This is a genomic window from Oleiphilus messinensis (assembly GCF_002162375.1).
GTDB classification, from domain to species: Bacteria; Pseudomonadota; Gammaproteobacteria; order Pseudomonadales; family Oleiphilaceae; genus Oleiphilus; species Oleiphilus messinensis.
In genome coordinates this window covers 3,322,382-3,339,767 of record NZ_CP021425.1, presented here as the reverse complement: position 1 = coordinate 3,339,767, position 17,386 = coordinate 3,322,382, and the positions used below count along the sequence as shown (strand labels likewise).

The 17,386-nt window shown below is 45.8% G+C and carries 15 protein-coding genes; 5 read left to right on the top strand and 10 right to left on the bottom strand.

Annotated features, from left to right (window positions below):
* Window positions 1-209: 209 nt before the first annotated feature.
* The gene (galU, locus tag OLMES_RS14535) at window positions 210-1,040 is read right to left on the bottom strand and encodes a UTP--glucose-1-phosphate uridylyltransferase GalU (RefSeq protein WP_087461931.1); all 831 of its coding nucleotides are present in this window, start codon (window positions 1,038-1,040) and stop codon (window positions 210-212) included.
* A gap of 605 nt (window positions 1,041-1,645) precedes the next feature.
* On the opposite strand from galU, the gene OLMES_RS14530 reads away from it, so the two are divergent.
* Entirely contained in the window at window positions 1,646-2,155 is a 510-nt protein-coding gene (locus OLMES_RS14530; RefSeq protein WP_087461930.1) for a YtfJ family protein, read from the top strand.
* A gap of 83 nt (window positions 2,156-2,238) precedes the next feature.
* On the opposite strand, the gene OLMES_RS14525 is transcribed toward OLMES_RS14530, so the two are convergent.
* The 3 genes from OLMES_RS14525 to OLMES_RS14515 all read right to left on the bottom strand — a co-directional run bounded on the left by OLMES_RS14525 (window position 2,239) and on the right by OLMES_RS14515 (window position 5,582).
* Window positions 2,239-2,955, bottom strand: coding sequence for an SDR family oxidoreductase (locus OLMES_RS14525; RefSeq protein ID WP_087461929.1), 717 nt, complete (start codon window positions 2,953-2,955; stop codon window positions 2,239-2,241).
* Between the two features lie 221 nt (window positions 2,956-3,176).
* Window positions 3,177-3,761 (bottom strand): TetR/AcrR family transcriptional regulator, encoded by a 585-nt coding sequence (locus OLMES_RS14520; RefSeq protein WP_087461928.1) that lies wholly within the window; start codon window positions 3,759-3,761, stop codon window positions 3,177-3,179.
* Window positions 3,762-3,914: 153 nt separating this feature from the next.
* The gene (locus OLMES_RS14515; RefSeq protein ID WP_087461927.1) at window positions 3,915-5,582 is read right to left on the bottom strand and encodes a cytochrome-c peroxidase; all 1,668 of its coding nucleotides are present in this window, start codon (window positions 5,580-5,582) and stop codon (window positions 3,915-3,917) included.
* A 173-nt stretch (window positions 5,583-5,755) separates the two neighbouring features.
* Between OLMES_RS14515 and OLMES_RS14510 the strand changes: the two genes are divergently transcribed.
* Both OLMES_RS14510 and OLMES_RS14505 read left to right on the top strand, forming a co-directional pair.
* The gene (locus OLMES_RS14510; RefSeq protein WP_087461926.1) at window positions 5,756-7,366 is read left to right on the top strand and encodes an ATP-binding protein; all 1,611 of its coding nucleotides are present in this window, start codon (window positions 5,756-5,758) and stop codon (window positions 7,364-7,366) included.
* Window positions 7,367-7,434: 68 nt separating this feature from the next.
* A complete protein-coding gene (locus OLMES_RS14505) occupies window positions 7,435-8,172 on the top strand; it encodes a response regulator (protein WP_232465107.1) in 738 nt (245 codons plus the stop codon).
* A 9-nt stretch (window positions 8,173-8,181) separates the two neighbouring features.
* Here the strand turns inward: OLMES_RS14505 and OLMES_RS14500 are convergent, their stop codons facing one another.
* The 5 genes from OLMES_RS14500 to OLMES_RS14480 form a co-directional block, all read right to left on the bottom strand.
* The gene (locus OLMES_RS14500; RefSeq protein ID WP_198342985.1) at window positions 8,182-8,922 is read right to left on the bottom strand and encodes a transglutaminase-like cysteine peptidase; all 741 of its coding nucleotides are present in this window, start codon (window positions 8,920-8,922) and stop codon (window positions 8,182-8,184) included.
* A 200-nt stretch (window positions 8,923-9,122) separates the two neighbouring features.
* The gene (locus OLMES_RS14495; protein WP_087461924.1) at window positions 9,123-9,572 is read right to left on the bottom strand and encodes a MarR family winged helix-turn-helix transcriptional regulator; all 450 of its coding nucleotides are present in this window, start codon (window positions 9,570-9,572) and stop codon (window positions 9,123-9,125) included.
* A 20-nt stretch (window positions 9,573-9,592) separates the two neighbouring features.
* Complete coding sequence (locus OLMES_RS14490; protein ID WP_087461923.1) at window positions 9,593-10,456, bottom strand: enoyl-CoA hydratase/isomerase family protein; 864 nt, start codon at window positions 10,454-10,456, stop codon at window positions 9,593-9,595.
* A 276-nt stretch (window positions 10,457-10,732) separates the two neighbouring features.
* Window positions 10,733-11,491, bottom strand: coding sequence for a phosphoribosylformimino-5-aminoimidazole carboxamide ribotide isomerase (hisA, locus tag OLMES_RS14485; protein ID WP_087461922.1), 759 nt, complete (start codon window positions 11,489-11,491; stop codon window positions 10,733-10,735).
* A 197-nt stretch (window positions 11,492-11,688) separates the two neighbouring features.
* Window positions 11,689-12,777, bottom strand: a complete 1,089-nt coding sequence (locus OLMES_RS14480) for a DUF2156 domain-containing protein (RefSeq protein ID WP_087461921.1) — start codon at window positions 12,775-12,777, stop codon at window positions 11,689-11,691.
* A 332-nt stretch (window positions 12,778-13,109) separates the two neighbouring features.
* Here OLMES_RS14480 and OLMES_RS14475 point away from each other — a divergent pair, with 332 nt between their 5' ends.
* The gene (locus OLMES_RS14475) at window positions 13,110-13,592 is read left to right on the top strand and encodes a Crp/Fnr family transcriptional regulator (RefSeq protein ID WP_087461920.1); all 483 of its coding nucleotides are present in this window, start codon (window positions 13,110-13,112) and stop codon (window positions 13,590-13,592) included.
* Between the two features lie 24 nt (window positions 13,593-13,616).
* Window positions 13,617-16,280 (top strand): protein kinase domain-containing protein, encoded by a 2,664-nt coding sequence (locus OLMES_RS14470; RefSeq protein ID WP_087461919.1) that lies wholly within the window; start codon window positions 13,617-13,619, stop codon window positions 16,278-16,280.
* 13 nt (window positions 16,281-16,293) lie between these two features.
* Here the strand turns inward: OLMES_RS14470 and OLMES_RS14465 are convergent, their stop codons facing one another.
* On the bottom strand, window positions 16,294-17,373 hold the full coding sequence (locus OLMES_RS14465; RefSeq protein ID WP_157678319.1) for an SMP-30/gluconolactonase/LRE family protein: 1,080 nt from the start codon (window positions 17,371-17,373) through the stop codon (window positions 16,294-16,296).
* Between the last annotated feature and the right edge of the window lie 13 nt (window positions 17,374-17,386).

Below are 17,386 nucleotides of genomic sequence, written 5' to 3'. Positions count from 1 at the left end.
TCCGTTGGAATCCAGTTATGCAAACGGCTCTGCATTTTCAGGCAGACATGACTGCAAGACTAACTGCCAGTACTTCAAGTGTAGTGAATTTGGAGGCGTACGGTGGTGGAGAGTTTGTGAATTTAACATTATTTAACACAATCACTACAGCCTGATAAAGAAGTGGACCGTAGTGATTGCGTAAAGTTCACTCTGGTGAACTAATTGGCTCAGGCCTTGTAGATGTTTTGATAGACATAATTAGTCGCTTCAACAAAACCGTCGATACTGCCACAGTCGAACCGTTTCCCCTTGAATTTGTAGGCGAGCACACAGCCTTTTTTAGCTTGGGTCAGCAGTGCATCGGTTATTTGTACTTCGCCATTTTTGCCCGGTGGCGTATTTTCAATGATTTCAAAAATATCCGGTGTCAGGATGTATCGACCGATAATGGCCAGGTTGGTGGGGGCATCCTCCGGTGCAGGTTTTTCGACCATGTCGGAGATTCGGTAAAGGCCATCCTTCATATGCTCGCCTGCGATAACACCGTATTTGTTTGTTTCCTCTGGCGGCACTTCTTGAATGGCAACAATGCTGCAGCGAAACTGATTGTAAAGCTCAGCCATCTGGGCCAGAACGCCAGGTCCGCCTTCATCGCCCATACACAGGTCATCGGCGAGTACAACTGCAAATGGGTTGTCGCCGATCAGATTACGACCAGACAAGATCGCATGACCCAATCCCTTCATTTCGTTCTGACGTGTAAATGCAAATCGATTATTGTCAATCAGGTTGCGAATTGATGACAACAGCTCCTCTTTACCGCTGCCTTTGATTTGTGTTTCCAGCTCATAACTGATATCGAAATGATCGGCAATTGCCCGTTTCCCTCGCCCGGTTACGAACCCAAAATCATCAATACCGGCTTCTACTGCTTCCTCTACACCATATTGCACCAGCGGTTTGTTCACGACGGGTAGCATTTCTTTAGGCATGGCCTTGGTGGCAGGCAAAAAACGGGTGCCATATCCGGCAACTGGGAAAAGACATTTTTTAATCATAGATAAGTAATCCTTTATGAAATCTCTTGCAGATTATAGACGCTAGTATTTCATATTTAAGACAGTTGAAAAATACGTGGCGCTTTAATTATTAATTTCTGCAAAATTGTTGAAATCTACCTTTTGATTCGCAGGTGACCAGGCGAGACAATCGTTAGACTACAAATATTTAGAGTAATACACTGTTTTTCGATTACATTGTGATTCAAAGCAATATTGATGCCTGAAACGAAATGTCAAACTGATATAACGATTCAGTTTTCACTGTGTATATTTTCAACCTGGTCGCCTCATAATTACAGCGTTATTGATTTGGTACGCAGTTTTGTTGTGCACGCTAACATTATGAAAACTGTAACATATAGCACAAAACGGAATTAAAAGCTGAATTGAAGCCTGTTGTGCGAATGACAAATCTGCGTTGCGACGATAGAATGGTCCGCGAGAGTGGCATTGTTGCAGAGACAGAATCAATAAAATGATGATTATAAAAAAATTCTATATGACGCTCTCGAACTTGGAGAGTATGTCAAGCCTGCAATAATCTTTGTCACTCTATAGAGACCTATCAATAGAGAAACGGATTAGATTAAAGGGAAAATCCAATGACAACGATAACAGAAGGCAAGGTATTACCAGCAGTAAGTGTTTCCTCAAAAGGCGAGCTGGTTGAAACGGATGGAAAAATTAAAGCACAGCCATGGTCCACTGCATCATTGGCGGGCCGTGTACGCGTCGTGCAGCATATGGCAGGACGCTCAGCTGCAAAAGAGCTGAATGAGGCGCTCATTGAAGCCCTTAAAAAAGCGGAGTTCCCGAAAGATCGTTATCAGACGACGACTATTATCAATTTGAACGATGCGATGATCGGCACAAGTGGGATCGTTGCTTCCAAGGCTGAATCCGGGAAAAAAGAATTCCCTTGGTCTTGTGTGGTACTTGATGCTAAAGGTGACGTTCGCAAGGCTTGGGATCTGGACAAAAGCAGTTCGGCCATAGCTGTGTTGAATGCAGATGGAGAAGTACTTTTTTTCAAAGACGGTGCTCTGTCTGCAGATGAAGTAACGAAAGTGATTACACTGGTCGAAGGCGAGTTGGCTGCTGTATCAGCCTAAACCAGGCCGAAGTGCAGTAAACCAAACGGTAGAGAACCGCAAAGGGCTCTACCGTTTTAGTCGAATGGTTCGCTACATGTTCGCTACATGTTCGCCACCATAGCCTCCAATGCCAGATAATTATCTTTCCAGACAGCAATCATTTGTTGGCTACCTGCATCCGGAAAAACATCAAGCTCACCGGATTCCAGAGCACCCAGCGCATTTTCAACCGCCACAGCTGGTGCAGTCTTCTCTGCATCAAAGTCTTTAGCCATGTCAGTATCTATCGGACCCGGATTAATGGTATGCACTGATATACCTTTGTGCTTCAGTTCCGTACGGATGCCTTGTGACATCGAGAATCCTGCAGCTTTTGACGCACAGTAACCGCCCAATACCGGGAAGTTCACGAACGCTCCGATTGTCACAACATTGATGATTGATGCTTGCTCTTTTTTTTCCAACACGGGCACAAAAGCGCGAATCATATTTAAAGTGCCAAAGTAATTGGTTTCCATGTCCCGCCGTAGCAGGTCTTCAGGCCCATCCAGCAAACTTGTAAATGCAGCAATACCAGCATTGTTAAATAGTATGTCAATATCCTGAGCCATACTTACAGCATTCTGAATCTGATCAGAATCTGTAATATCCAGTTTCAATGGAATGACTCGACTATCGGAGATCGCGGGCTGCGAATCAGGATTTCGTGAGGCCGCGTAGATCTTTTTTGCTCCACGTTGCAAGAGTGCTTGCACAACTTCATTTCCGATGCCGCGATTCGAGCCGGTTACTAATACAATCTTGTCTTTAAAGTTCATGATATTACCTTTTTAGTTTGTGTTATGGTTTGTGTTTTGGTTTGTGTTTTGGTTTGAGTGTGGGATAACGCCGGTTTTTTCGTCATTTTCTAAGAATCTTTACTCCTTTAACTCCATTTGGACAGTAATACTTCACTGTCGCGTTTTGTTTAGTGCAGTAATGGACTGATCGGTTCAATAATGTCGTAAAAAAATACCCAAAGTAGGGCATTTGATCGCGCTTAAATTATTGTTGAAAAAGTCATATCAATTATATTGTTCAATGTTTTCTGGTTGTTATTCATCCGGCCTATCACTCTGAGACCGCAGAGGTTTGCGAAAATATAATCCGCAATTTCTTTAGCACTTAACTGACCGGTAATTTCACCAATTTTTTGAGCCTCTTCCACGGATTCTTGTATCAGTGAATGAGTTTTATCCATTTGATACCGAATTTTGGGTTTGAAATCATCTACTTCTGCTAATTCGCACGCGCTATTGACCATCATGCACCCAAGATGTGTCTCCGGATTGCGTTCCGGGTCTATCGCAAAACGGAACAATCCAATCAGAAACTGCAGCGGGGAAGAGTGTTCCTGTTGCATTTTCTTTAACAGGGTGACATTGTCCGCGCCATAATAAGCGACGCATTGCTCAAAAAGCTGCTTTTTACTACCGAAAGTCTGATACAAACTGCTTTTTGACAGTCCCATCGCTTTCATGAGATCTGTTGTCGATGTCGCTTCATATCCTTTCTGCCAGAATAGATACGTGGCTTTTTGAAGGGCTACATCAGGGTTGAATTGTTTTGGTCTGCCGATAGTCATGAAATGATTATAGAACCGATCGGTTCATAAGTGCAATCGAAATCTTTAAAAATATGCTGAGATGCTGTTTCTAAAAAATTATGGCTTGGTCGTTACCCATAAAGCGACTGGTTAACTAGGGGGGAAAAGGGGGGCGAAGCCCCCTTGTCGAAGTTAAAGGGTGTTACCTCTCGGGTCATGTGCGTTCAGTTGGTTACCGTCAGGGCCGCTCGATTCCGGGTCTGCGATCCAGCGGGAAAGACAAGCGCGATCTTGTACGCAATCGTCTGTCAGGGATTCCAGAAATGCAACAAGCTGATCGACTTGTTGGTTATCCAGTCTGGGGGATTGAAAACGAGAAATACCTTGTTGTCGTTCTTGTTGCAGTTTCTGTAATGCCAGAATTGAGTTAGCCTCGTTTTCAGGGTAGAGCAATTCGCAGTCGTCAACATTTCGATATTGTGGAAGGGAGCATGCACCGCCGCGGTCAAAAAGGGTTTGAACACTGCGTTGAGGATTGACGTAGTGCCTTACAACTTGTTGCAGGGAAGTATAAACCCCGGTGTGGCCATAAGGCGCTGTTGTCGCGATATTCAACAATGACGGTGTTCGAAATCGATAGCGATCTACTGGATCACCAGTTTCACGTTCCCGTCCAAAGTCATCATTGTTACCATCATCTTTTCCTGGGCCAATATGGGGGAAGGCAACGTTATGATGTTGTCCATCAGAGAACAATGGCCCGTTATGACAAGCGCCGCAGCCTGCCCCTCCTTGCGCCACGGGTGTAAAAAACAGTCTTGCACCTTGTTTGGCCTCTCTATTTATCGCATTAAGGTCACCTGCTGTGTAGCGTGACCATGGCGTGTTGTCGAATACCATTGAGCGTTCATATTCCCCCAAAGCAAAGGCAATATTATCGAAGGTAATCAGGTCTTCAGCTGGAGCTGTTGATCCGAATGCCATTTGAAATTCGTCAAGCCAGCTGTTAGCGGGTAACTCATCAGCTGCTGCGCCATAGCCGCCGATACGTTGCGCTAGGTGTTCCCGTATCGCTTCATTGCCGGAGCCAAATTCGAAATTATCAGATTTCATTTCTTCAACTGAGGTTACCGGAAAACGGGCTTGTGCTGCAGCCAGGTTTGCGCCGGCGTTCTCGTCCGGGGTAAAAAACGCACTGTCTGGTGTGCGAATACCAGAAAGCATGCCATTTGTTCCCGGCTCCTTACCGATGCTTTCCACCCGGGTGTCAAAGAACAAACCGGTGTCCCACAGTCCGGTATTGAAAATAGTGGGGGCATTTCGCGGGACAATAGGGACACCACTCTGATGTTGTCTTCCGGGGCCCAGCAAATCAGGGTCTATTGCGTCGACACCTACGGAGAGTGAAAGCCTGTCCGCTCCTCCAAGTGCAGGATGGTGGCACGTAACACAGGCAGAATCGAACTGCCCACCGAGACTTTTACTGAAAAACAATTTCATTCCGAGCTGGGGGACGGGGTGCTCGATTTCAGGTAACAATGCAGAATCAGCACGGCGATCAAGGCCGAAGTTGTCTATTATGTCCCTCAGCGTAATATCAATCTCCGCAGGACCAGGCTGGGCGGGGGGGGCGCCACGACCGGAATCGCCTTGGCCTGTAGCGGGTGCTGGACCGGGCCGGGGTGCAGGACGCTGTTGAGGGCTAAGCACCTGATTACCTGTCAGGCCCGTGATTTGCTCAATGTGTTCAGCGAACAGTGGTGCTGCCAGAAAAGCTTGTATGCTCAGCGAAATGGTACTCGCGAGCACATAAGATGGTCGTTTTAATCCATTTTTAATTCTTGGTTTGGTGGTATTCATATCCTCAAGCTCCGATGTCTATACTCAAGCGCGGTAGTCTCTTTATCGTAGAAAGCAAAGGTGCAGCTATTGTGGTCAAATTGTGCAAGAAATATGGAAGATTGCAGGACACCATGAAATTGCGATTTGGTTCACTTATATTATTTGTCTGAGTGTCGCCGGGATGATTTAGGTTGAAAATTCAATACAAGCTGTTTTTGGTTTTGCTCTGCGCGAGCTCATTTGTTGTTGTCTTAATGTATGCAATGATGCAATGGAGTGTTGATCGTGGCTTACTCAAGTATATCAATCAACGAGAGCAACAGGATTTCCATAACCTGGCAAGTATGCTGTCCCATGCTTACAAAAAAACAGGAAATTGGAAGTTTATAGCTGGGGATAACATGCTGTTTTATACGATAGCGGATCGCGCCGGCGTCGATCTACGTCCAGGTGGACCCGGTGGTCCAGGTCGGGGGCGACGACCCGGATCGCCTGAATATGACCCACGGGATACTTTGCATGCCCCACCTCCAATCAGGCGGGGGGATAGAGGAGATCATCCCGCACGGAATCGGGAACCTGTTCTGGATGAACGCCTTTTTTCCGGTTTCCCCGATCAGTCAAAACGCCGAAAAAAACACCGGGCTGGAGGGGGATTCGGATTGCTGGATGCCGAAAAGACGCTGTTGGCTGGAGATTTCAGAGCACGAAGTCAGTCGCAGTATATTGCCATTCGAGTCGATGGTGCTGAATCTGGTCTAAAGAGAAATGATAACATCAGAAGTTCAAACATTGTTGGTTGGATTGCTTTTAATTCCCGTGACCGGATCATTGAACATTTTGATTTGGATATCGCATCCGAATTGCGTAGTAATTTTCTAATCATCAGCATTCTCGTTATTTTCCTGTCCGGTTTAGTCAGTTTTCCGCTCTCGATTTTCTTGGTTAGGCGCGTGAAATCACTGGCTCAGGCGACGCATCACATCGCATCAGGACACTTTGAAACCCGATTAAAAGTTACCAGCCGCGATGAAATTGGCGTGTTGTTCAGAGATTTCAACCATTTGGCACAATCACTTGAAAAGCATGATACGGAACGGAAGCGCTGGATTGCAGATGTGTCTCATGAATTACGGACACCCCTTGCCATTATGAAGGGGGAGTTGGAAGCCATGGCGGATGGTATCAGATCCGCCAGTCCCGAAAATATTCGATCTGCGCAGGATGAGGTCGAAAACTTGAGCCGACTGGTTGATGACCTTTACGATTTGACCAAATCTGATTTAGGGGCACTGCAGTATAAGAAGCAAAATCTTGATCTACTTCCCATATTGCAACATGAATTAAATATTTTGAGGGATCACGGGAGTAAAAAATCGCTATCCATAATTGACGACATAGATCGGCTTAGGGATGGTACGGGAATTCCACTGTGGGCGGATGAAAACAGGTTAAAACAGCTCTTTAGAAACTTGTTTCAAAATGCAGTGCAATATACTGATTATCCAGGGACTATTCAGGTTTTTGTCTCAATTATCAGGGGACGCAGTGGAGTCGATTCCGAAAAAAACTGGGTGGAGATTATCTTGGAGGACTCCAAGCCTGGAGTGCCAGAAGATCATCTTGAACGTATCTTTGACCCATTGTTTCGTGTTGATGCGGCTCGTAATCGTAGAACTGGTGGCTCAGGCCTCGGACTGGCAATCTGCAGGCGCATCGTCGACGGACACAACGGGAGACTGAGTGCAGCCCAGTCAAGCCTTGGTGGAGTCAGGTTTACCGTCCGGTTACCTTGTGTGTAACGATACCACTGTTGTTAATCGATGTTCTGGCTTTTTCAGAGGCCAATGGATGCTTGTGTGTAAATGCTGTGGAAACGAAAACTTCAGAATTAAATGCCTTACAACCTAAAGATATTGAGTCCAGGGTAATATTGATTGTCGAGGATGAACCCAAATTAGCATCAATATTAAGTGACTACCTTGTTCAGTCTGGTTTTCGTACCTATATTCTGGACAATGGGTTGGATGTAAATGAATGGGTGTCCTCCGTTAACCCTGATTTAATTCTTCTGGATTTGATGCTTCCCGGTAAAGATGGTTTACAGGTTTGTCGCGAAATTCGGAGCTATTCCGAAATACCGATCATAATGACAACAGCCCGGCTAGAAGAAATTGATCGATTACTAGGGCTGGAATTGGGTGCAGATGACTATGTTTGCAAGCCTTTCAGTTACCGTGAAATCGTGGCTAGGGTCAAAGCAATTCTGCGTCGATCAACCTGGCAGAAAAAGGCTACAGACCAATTTCGAACCGGACTTCCTCCTGGAATCAAACTGGACCAGGAGAAATACCAAGCAAGTATCAATGGAAACCCGCTGGCATTGACTGCCGTCGAGTTCAATCTTTTCGCGGTAATGGTTCGTGAACCCGGTAGAATTTTTAATCGCAACCAACTAATGGAAAGTATCTATAATCAGTATCGAATTGTAAGTGATCGAACAATAGATAGCCATATCAAGAAGTTGCGCAAGAAAATTAAGGAAGTAGTTCAAGATCGGGATCTCATCCAATCCGTTTACGGTGTGGGTTATAAATTTCAAGGCTGAATAGCCCTGCTACAGTGATGTTGATGGCTCTGATGAGTGAAGACCTTGTTCATTGGCACGTTCAGTTTCTGCCTGTGCTAGCTGCAGAATTTCTTGATTGAAGGGGTCAGAGTTGAGTCGTTGTTTCATTTCATTCCATTTGACGAAACCGGCCAGCTCGCTAATATCTCTTTCGACTTTCCGCTCACTTTGTAACGATTCATGAAACCAGATTGCTTTGTCGTTAAATCGATATTTCGTTTTCAGATCGGGCCGTGACGATTCCGGCATTATTTCGGGAATCAGGTTGTCCAATATCAGTGGGTCTGTTCGGTCCGCCGGGAAATAGGCGAGCACCATATGAGCCTGATTCAATTCCACTTGAACAGCATACGTCAGTCGGAGGCGGGGCATCGGGATGCCCAGAGCGAGGAGAGTTAAATATTTGCCTACGGCGAAATCTTCACAGTCGCCGGCTTTGGACAAAATAGTCTCGATCGGCGTTGCCCAATAATCTTCGGTTTTCCACAGAGTACTGTCTGCTTTCCAGTCAAAATTCGCAAAAAAAGCATTTGTTTCTTCGAGCTTTCTGGAATCCTCCCAGGATTGACCCTGTTTGATCAAATCTTGCCAGGCCGTAAGATAAGTGTTGTTTGCTGTATGAGCAATATCGTTTGATGGATCTGGAGGGGATCCATAAACTGTTAACGGCACCATCACGGGTACCGCGAGCATCAGACTGGATAACCAAACTCGGATTTGGTTGTTCATACCCATAAGCTTCTCATTCGAAAACTCAGACTCGAAGCCGTCTAGTCAAAGAACCGCTTTCGGTTCACTACTGCATGATCAAAGTCGGCACAATGCTTTAGTATACTGATTATTCGATCGGTGCCGAGTCATACAAAGTAACAAAATGTGTAAAAAATGTATCAAATTGTTGTGTGTGCAACATGTTGTTTTAATGAGATTTACCATGCATCAGTATGGTGCTTTAGAGTGTGCAATATACGCACGAAAGTGAGGCGATCATCTGCGCTCAATGGACTCAGTAATTGTTTTTCTGTTTCTGCTCCGAATCCTTTTGCCTGGTAAGTCAACTCTTCTGCTTGTGCGGTGAGCGTGATCCAGGTGGTTCTCCGATCTTTACTGTCAGTTAATCGCTGAATCAATTTCAGTTCTTCCAGCTTCCGAATCAATACTGTCATCGTTGATTTGGTAACACCTAGATGCCGTGTTAAATCAGAAATTGTGGCTCGCTGGTTTAAGTGTGTAAAAAATACGATGTCGGCGTGAGATATTGAAAGGCGGCTATCGACATGAGACTTCAACTGGAGCTCTAGCCTTCTGCGAATTCGTTTGTTAATAACGGAAAGCAGATACAACGTGCTGCCTTCCGGTATTTCTGATCGTTTAGTCATTCTGGGGATTTTTACCCGGTTTATTTTGTCCGTGCTGCAAATGCTGAAACAGCGCGTTGGTGATACTGTGTGGTGAAGCAAACTGCTTCTGCATACTCTTCAATGTCGATCATACTGAACCAATCAATGTCAGATGCTTTCTGGAGTAAATTTTTTGTCATTGAAATCAGGGGCATTGGCAGTTGAGTATACTCATGTGCCCGCTCAACGCAATATTGAATAAGATCAGCGGGGTCGACGACAGCGTTGATGAGCCCCAATTCATAGGCGGTTTCAGCGGGAATAGGTGAGCCTTTGAGGAAATACTCAAATGCTTTTTGATAGCCAAGGCCCCGACTTAAAAACCAGTTCGATCCGACTTCCGGGACGAGGCCGATCTTGCCGAATGCGGGAACGAGCGAAGCATTGTTGGCCAGATAAATCAAATCTGATGCGAATACAAACGCCAAACCTACCCCGGCAGCGGGGCCATTTACAGCAGAGATATACAATTTTTCGGATGATCTTATAGACCGCGCAACCCTGCCAAACTGCAATCTTATCCAGTTTCGCATGATAGTCGCACCTTCATCGGCTTTGTGGTTCAGCGCCTTGTGTGCTATTCCCATTAATGCCATGTCTCCACCGGCACTAAAAGCGTTCCCTGTGCCCGTTATTATTACTGACTTGCATTTTGGGTCTTTGTTCAAGCGTTCAATAGCATTTCCGAGTTGAATTGTGAGATAGCCGCTCAGGCAATTCAAACGATCCGGATCATTTAATGTTAAAAGAGTTGTACCATCAAATGTTTGTTCTTTTACATAGTTATGCTCTGCATTGGAGAAATAGGCTTCTACATCTCTGTAGGTCTCGAAACTTTCTGATAGGTCGGTATGGTTGGTCATGAATTTTTACTCGATTGTAGTGAATTAAGTACGGCAGCGTACTATATGGATGTTGTTTCAGTCCGGTATGGCATTGCATAAATGCCTAATAAGTACGATAGCGTACTAAAAGATTATACGAAAGCGCTGCCGCTGTAAATGTGGATATAATTCTTCGGTTTAGGAGAGTTGGGGGAGGGACGTGGAAGGTGAGTCAAATACAGGGCGTTGAGCAATTACTTTTGAGTGATCGAGGGGGCTATCCCCCCCCTGTATGTGCCAGAGAATGCTTGTTATTTATCCGCGTTTGTTCCAGTCAAGGCACTCCTCCAGGCTGATTCCAGAACCGCCAAATATGTCTAGTGCACTGCCTATGGTCAGGTCTACTTTACCGGTTGAGAGTGTCTCAACCAGTTGTAAATCTTCGATAGATCTAGCGCCTCCTGCATAGGTTGTCGGGATAGGTGTTATATCGCCCAGTAGTTTAACGAGATCTTGGTCAATGCCTGCTTGCAGGCCTTCCACATCTGCTGCATGAATCAGAAATTCTGAGCAGTAATTTGCCAACTCGGCCAGTGTGTTTTTAGTGATTGCCGTTTCAGTTATGGTTTGCCATCGGTCTGTTGCGATATGCCAGCCATCTTCGGTTTTACGGCAACTTAAGTCTAGCACCAGGTTCGCTTTGCCAACCTCTTGGTGGAGGGATTCCAACCGATCGATAGAGAGTTGCCCGGATTGAAAGAGGTAGGAAGTAACGATAATATGCGAGGCTCCGGCATTGAGGTACAGGTTCGCATTTTCAGTTGTGACACCACCGCCAAATTGCATCCCTCCCGGCCAGCTATTCAGGGCTTTGAGGGCTTCTTCCTGATTACCGGGACCAAGCGCAATGACATGCCCACCTGTCAGGTTGTGTGTTTTGTAGAGTGTTGCATAGTGTGCGGAGTTATGGGTGCTTACAAAATTGGTGCGTGCACCTGAGTCATTCAGGCTGCCACCTACTATTTGTTTGACTTTCCCTTGGTGGAGGTCGATACAGGGGCGAAACTTGGTCAATGGGGGTCTCTCTTAGGTTATAGGCGTGAGTTGCGACACCATTATAACCCAAGCGTAGCATCAAACAATAAGCCGGTTACCCGGTGTTCAGGTCAGGGCTTTCTCCCTGGCGTATAAATGTTGGCGCTCTGAATGTTGGCACTATCTTGATTGACTACAAGACTTCTGCTACAAGTCCTGTAGTCGAAGGAAAGCGGTTAAGAACCAACAAGGTCGTTGTGTACTACAGATCGTTTACCCAAGCTGAATCGCTCAAGGAAAGGAATATTGATAATCCCTGTAGAGAAGAGAACGGTATAGACAATTTGCAGCACTGGTAGATTAGGGGTGCACATATACCAGGTTGATTGCGTGGGTCGATAACGACTTTTATGATAAGCGAGTCCCTGGAAGGCGTAAAGCTTGTTGCCGTTTTTAAACAACCAGCGTGCAAGGTTACGAATAGATTTGTGCTCACCCGGATGAGGCTCGACTGCAGCCAAAGGAGAGATGCCCAGAGACAGTAAAGCAACCCCTTCAGCTTTAAATTTTTTCATGGCTTCAAGGATGATGTAATCGGACACCGTTCCTGATTCTTTACCTGGGAGGCATCGTATTATATTAGCGCAATAGCCAATAATCTTTCCTTGCCGGTAATAAGGCTCGAAGAATACATACCCAAGGAGTGTGTCGCCCTGAAAGCAATAGAACTTTCTAACAGGGTTTTCCTGGGCAAATACTGGCGGGCGGGTCAATAGGCGCAGTTCGCGTGATGCGGTACGCTTGGAATCTCGCCATGCCCTGGATATTTTACTGACTTGCGCCTTGTCAACTTCATACCATGGTAATTCTTTTACGCAAGCACCAGTTCGCTTGCCAAAATTACTGGCATGGCGAATCTGTTTTTTGTCACTGCCTTTTAGCGTGAATGCAGACAGATCGATTTCACTTTCAACACCAATCTGGTTACAGCGATGGCCCATGCGAATCAGAATGTCTGATACAAATTGATCAACGCCAATAAAAATTGTGGGTGTCCCTACAGTTCGAAAATAATGAGCCAGTAGTGTAGCGGTATTCTTTGCTGCACACAGCGGGTTGGTAAATACGACGTTGGTTACGCCCCATGGGGTTTTTTGGGTGCTATAGCATAAGACGCCAAACTCGCTGGTAAAGTAGTGTACTCCCGGCTGGAATACGAATCTTGAGCTGGACTGTGTGCCATATAGTTCGACATGTGAATGGATTAATTTCAGATCAGGGTCATCGATACTTGAATAGCTGTCCTGTGCAATTTCATTGATCATCGTCGCGAACCTGCTTTTATTATTAGATGAGAGGAATCTTTATGTTATCGGTGCCAACATGTGTGTTCAATATGCTTTTTGTAAAAATGGTACAAATTTATCAAAAAATGTTAATGGCATCACGTCACAATTCTGACATAACGATTTCCTCACGTTACCGGAATGATCAGCTAAACTGAAAACAAGGTTGCTCTGCGTCGACGTTAACCTTTAAAGCGGGCAAGCCACGCTGATTTCGAGAAGCAGGATCTTCAGAAACGTAGTTTATAGAAAACGTAGCTCTCCAAAATGGAAGTTGAAAGCCCGGATCCAAAGTAACAGGTACAGTTCAATTGACAGGTACAAAGCCGATAAAAAACCGCTTGGAGGACATGGCTCAGATACTCGACAAAACGAGTTGGGCAAATGATTTTTCCTGGGAGCAGATATTGAAATTGTGCCGTTATTTCGATTATCACGAGATAGTAGGCGGTACCGTTGTTTTCGAGCAAGGCAGCACCGAGCGAGAGATGGGGGTATTAATCTCAGGGGTACTGAGTGTGCTTAGGACGGAGGGAGGCCAGGAATTCAAGCTTGTCCAGTTGCGACCACCGCAGACCTTTGGCGAAATTGCGCTTATCGATGGCCAACCCCGCTCGGCGAAGGCTGTTGCCGTTGATGATGTGGTTTATCTTGCAATTCGTAAAGCCCAACTCGATAAACTCGTAAATGATCATCCACTCATTGCGTATAAATTGATGTGGAAGATATCGCTTTTGTTAAGCCAGAGACTGCGTCAAACCAGTAGTAAGTTGGTAGAATATCTTGATCAATAATCCCAGCAAGAAACACTAGAATTTATGCCATTATCTGCAAATCAAAATGACCCACTACTGGGACGAAAAGTAAACAACGCATATGAAATTGTGAAACCGTTGGCAAGTGGCGGCATGAGTGTTGTTTATTTAGCTAATCAGCTAAGTCTTAATCGTAATGTTGTTTTAAAAGTGTTACGACCGAGCCTGAACGACGAAGACTTTATTAATCTGTTTCTCCGGGAAGCCAGAATTATAAGCCAATTGAATCATCCGAATGTGGTAGGTGTTTTTGATTTTGGCAAAACCCCTGAAGACGGCATTGTCTATCTGGCAATGGAATATCTCGAAGGTGAGGATCTCGAGGTCATTGTGAAGCAGAAAGGCGGGATCGCTCTGGCGCAAATAATGTGGGTGATCGAGCAGTTGTGCAATGGCGTACACGCTGCCCATAAGTTAAACATTGTGCACCGAGACCTTAAGCCCAACAACGTAATGGTATCGCGCCTGGCGGGCGATACTACCGCGATTAAAATACTGGATTTCGGAATCAGTAAGCCGTTAAGCGAAGAGGATCTGAAACATACGCGCTTGGGCATGATCATGGGAACCGCTGGTTATCTGGCCCCGGAACAGATTGAAGGTCGGCTTGATATTGACACTCGCGCCGATATTTATGCGCTGGGTGCAATCATTTATTTCATGGCCACAGGGAAAAAACCCTATTCGGGTGCAAGTCGTGAAATTATTATGGGTCGACAAATATCGGAGCCGCCTCCAAAACTGGATCCGATGAGCGTAAAGGATACGGATGTTCTCGTGTTACAACAGGTTATCAATAAAGCGATGGCTAAGGATCGGGATGATCGCTATGCCTCTGTCAAAGATCTATGGGCCGATGTTTTAAACCACGCTCAGCAGTATCAAAAAGTTGTTGTAAATCAGACTGCTCATACCGAATCACAGAATCTGGAAACTGTGGTGCTTGATCGAGACCAGCAATGTCAGTACCGGTTTGTATTCAATTCCGAAATTGAGGCAGACAAATCGGTTCAAGATGTTCGCCAGGCATTACAGGATGCCATGAATTTCAGTGATAAACAGCTCAATGCCTTGTTTACAGGTAAGCGAGTGATCGTCAGGAAAAATCTGGCGTTGCAGAGTGCTCAGCGTATTGAACGTCAATTCAAGAGATGCGGCGCGTTAGGCAAGATCGAAGAAATGGAAGAGGCGACCCGTGTCAAACCCGGAGGCCGTAAAGCGAACGAGGGTCCGGATGTAACGAAAAATTCGTTACCGACAGCTGAGCTGTTACAACCCATCAGCGCAGCTGAAGTTACCCGGGTTCAAGAGCTTGTAAGAGCCGAGGATGTGAATACCCCTGAGGAGCGTCTGAACCCAGAAGATGTGCTTTCCGTAACACAGAGGCCAACCCATATTCGTCCAAGGAAAAAACGTTTGCCTTGGTTGGGATGGGCGGTAACGGCATTGCTTTTGCTCGGGCCTGTATTGTATTACTCGCCTGTTAACCGCTACGAAATCATGGATTTATGGATGGTTCATGTTAATAAGTTTCAATCACCGAGAGGGGTCGAGTCAGATCGAATCCGGTTGGCGATGAGTGCCCCTTTCCGGGGAAGCGCACGAGAAATCGGGCGGTCCATGCGTATTGGCATCGAATCGTATATCGAATACGTGAATGAAAATGGTGGGGTGAATGGTCGATTAATCGAGTTGATGGCGGCCAATGACAATTACGAGCCCGAAAAGGCCCAGGAAAATATCGAGGTATTCATCCATCCTGATGCGGGTGCATTTGCATTGTTGGGTGCTGTTGGCACGCCGACAACAAAATCGATTCTTCCAATCACGTTAAAAAATCGGATGATTGTTTTTGGCTCTTTCTCTGGTGCTTCATTCCTGAGGAAAAGTCCGCCTGACCGATATGTCTTTAATTATCGGGCGAGCTACTTCGAAGAAACCGCTGCAATAGTTCAGCACTACACTAAGATCAAGAACATTGATCCAAATAAAATAGCCGTTTTTTATCAGAATGATTCCTATGGTCAGGACGGATTGCAAGGTGTAATTCAGGCCCTCAACAGGGCTGGTGTTGCCCCGGAAACTGTGATCAAAGCCGCTTACGAGCGTAATTCTTCCAATATTTTCGATGCAGCAGAATTGTTTACGAGCAGGATAGAAGAAATCGAAGCACTAATCATTATCGGAACCTATTCTGCAAGTGCAGAATTCACTGTGCATATGAGACAAAACGGGTTTTCCGGTGAAATTGCAAATGTCTCTTTTGTTGGATCCAGAGCGCTTGCCGAAAAGTTATTAGAGTACGGGCCGGAATTCACAGACAAGATTCTGGTTACTCAGGTTGTCCCGCATTATGACTCTTATGCCACGGGGATGTTGCTCTATCGGGAGTCTTTGAAAAAATACTTCCCGAATGAAGAGACCGATTTTATTTCTGCTGAGGGATTTATCGCCGCACGAATTTTTATCGAAGCGCTGAATTCTGTAGGGCGATACTTTGATGTGGAAGACGTCGCAAATCGACTCGAATCGATTTCAAGCCATGATATTGGAATTGGCACAGACATCGGCTTCAGCCCCTCAAACCATCAAGCCAGCGATAGAGTATGGGGGACTGTTTTAAACCGGAAAGGGCAATTTGAAGAGATCGATCTTAATGCCCCTTGAGCCAGGGGCTACCTCAGGGCATGTTGAGTTTGAAAACGCCTACAGCGTCCTCGGCCAGGCTACCAAAGATAAGTTGATCTTTGTACTCGATTACATTGGTAATGGCATGGAAGGCTCTGCCATCAGGGTCATTCAGATTCGCAACAATTTCACCGCTCTGATTGAATTTTAGCACCCATGCCACGGGGTCAGGTCCGGGCAACATAGCCGTCGGCAGGGCTAACATGAGTGACCTGACTTTAGGCCAGGGCAAGATTGCGTCGAGCAAGTGTTTGCGAGGGGCGGCCAGGGATAACCAATATTGATTCTGACCATTCCCCATAATGCCATCAGGTGCTCCGGGAAGGTTGTCTACGAATACTTCAATCTGGCCTTTTTGGGGCCCCTCAAGCCAGTATCGAAGGACTCGGTATTTACTGGTTTCAACGACGAGAACGTAGGTTTCGTCAGGGCTTAGGGCCACGCCATTCGCGAAGAATAACCCATCAGCCAATAATTCAACTTGTTTCGTACTGTTCCGATAGACGTAGAACGCACCATTGTCACCGTGAGAAATAATATCTTTGATATAGGACTCTAGCGGGTATGTTTTACTTGCATCGGTAAAATAGATATCGCCAGAGGTACTAATGTCGAGGTCATCAATCAATCCGTAAGGGATACCTTGAAAATCGGACGTGAGCGTTTTAATTTCACCCTCTGGACTGATTTCCAAAAGACCTTTCGCGGCATCGGCTACCACGAGATTCTGCTCTTTGTCTGAACCCGCGGGGTAAAATTTCATGCCGAGAGGGCGTCCACCCGTATCGGTCAATTTATGAATCCTGTTATCCGGGTTAATCCGATAGATAGCTCCATCCGCTGTACCGGTAAAGATATTTCCGTGCGGGTCTACTGCAACGTCTTCAGGGGCGTGGCTATCCAACGGGATTCGATGGGTTTGACCGAGCGCATTATTGGCTGTTTTTGCGAAATTCGGGTCGAGTACAGGAGGTTGCCAGGCATTGACGTTATTGGTTTCAGGATCCTGAATGAAAACGGCCAGTGTGAGCAAGCTGACAATGGAAATGATCGAGACTAGAAATATGCGCAAGGTAACCCCCTTT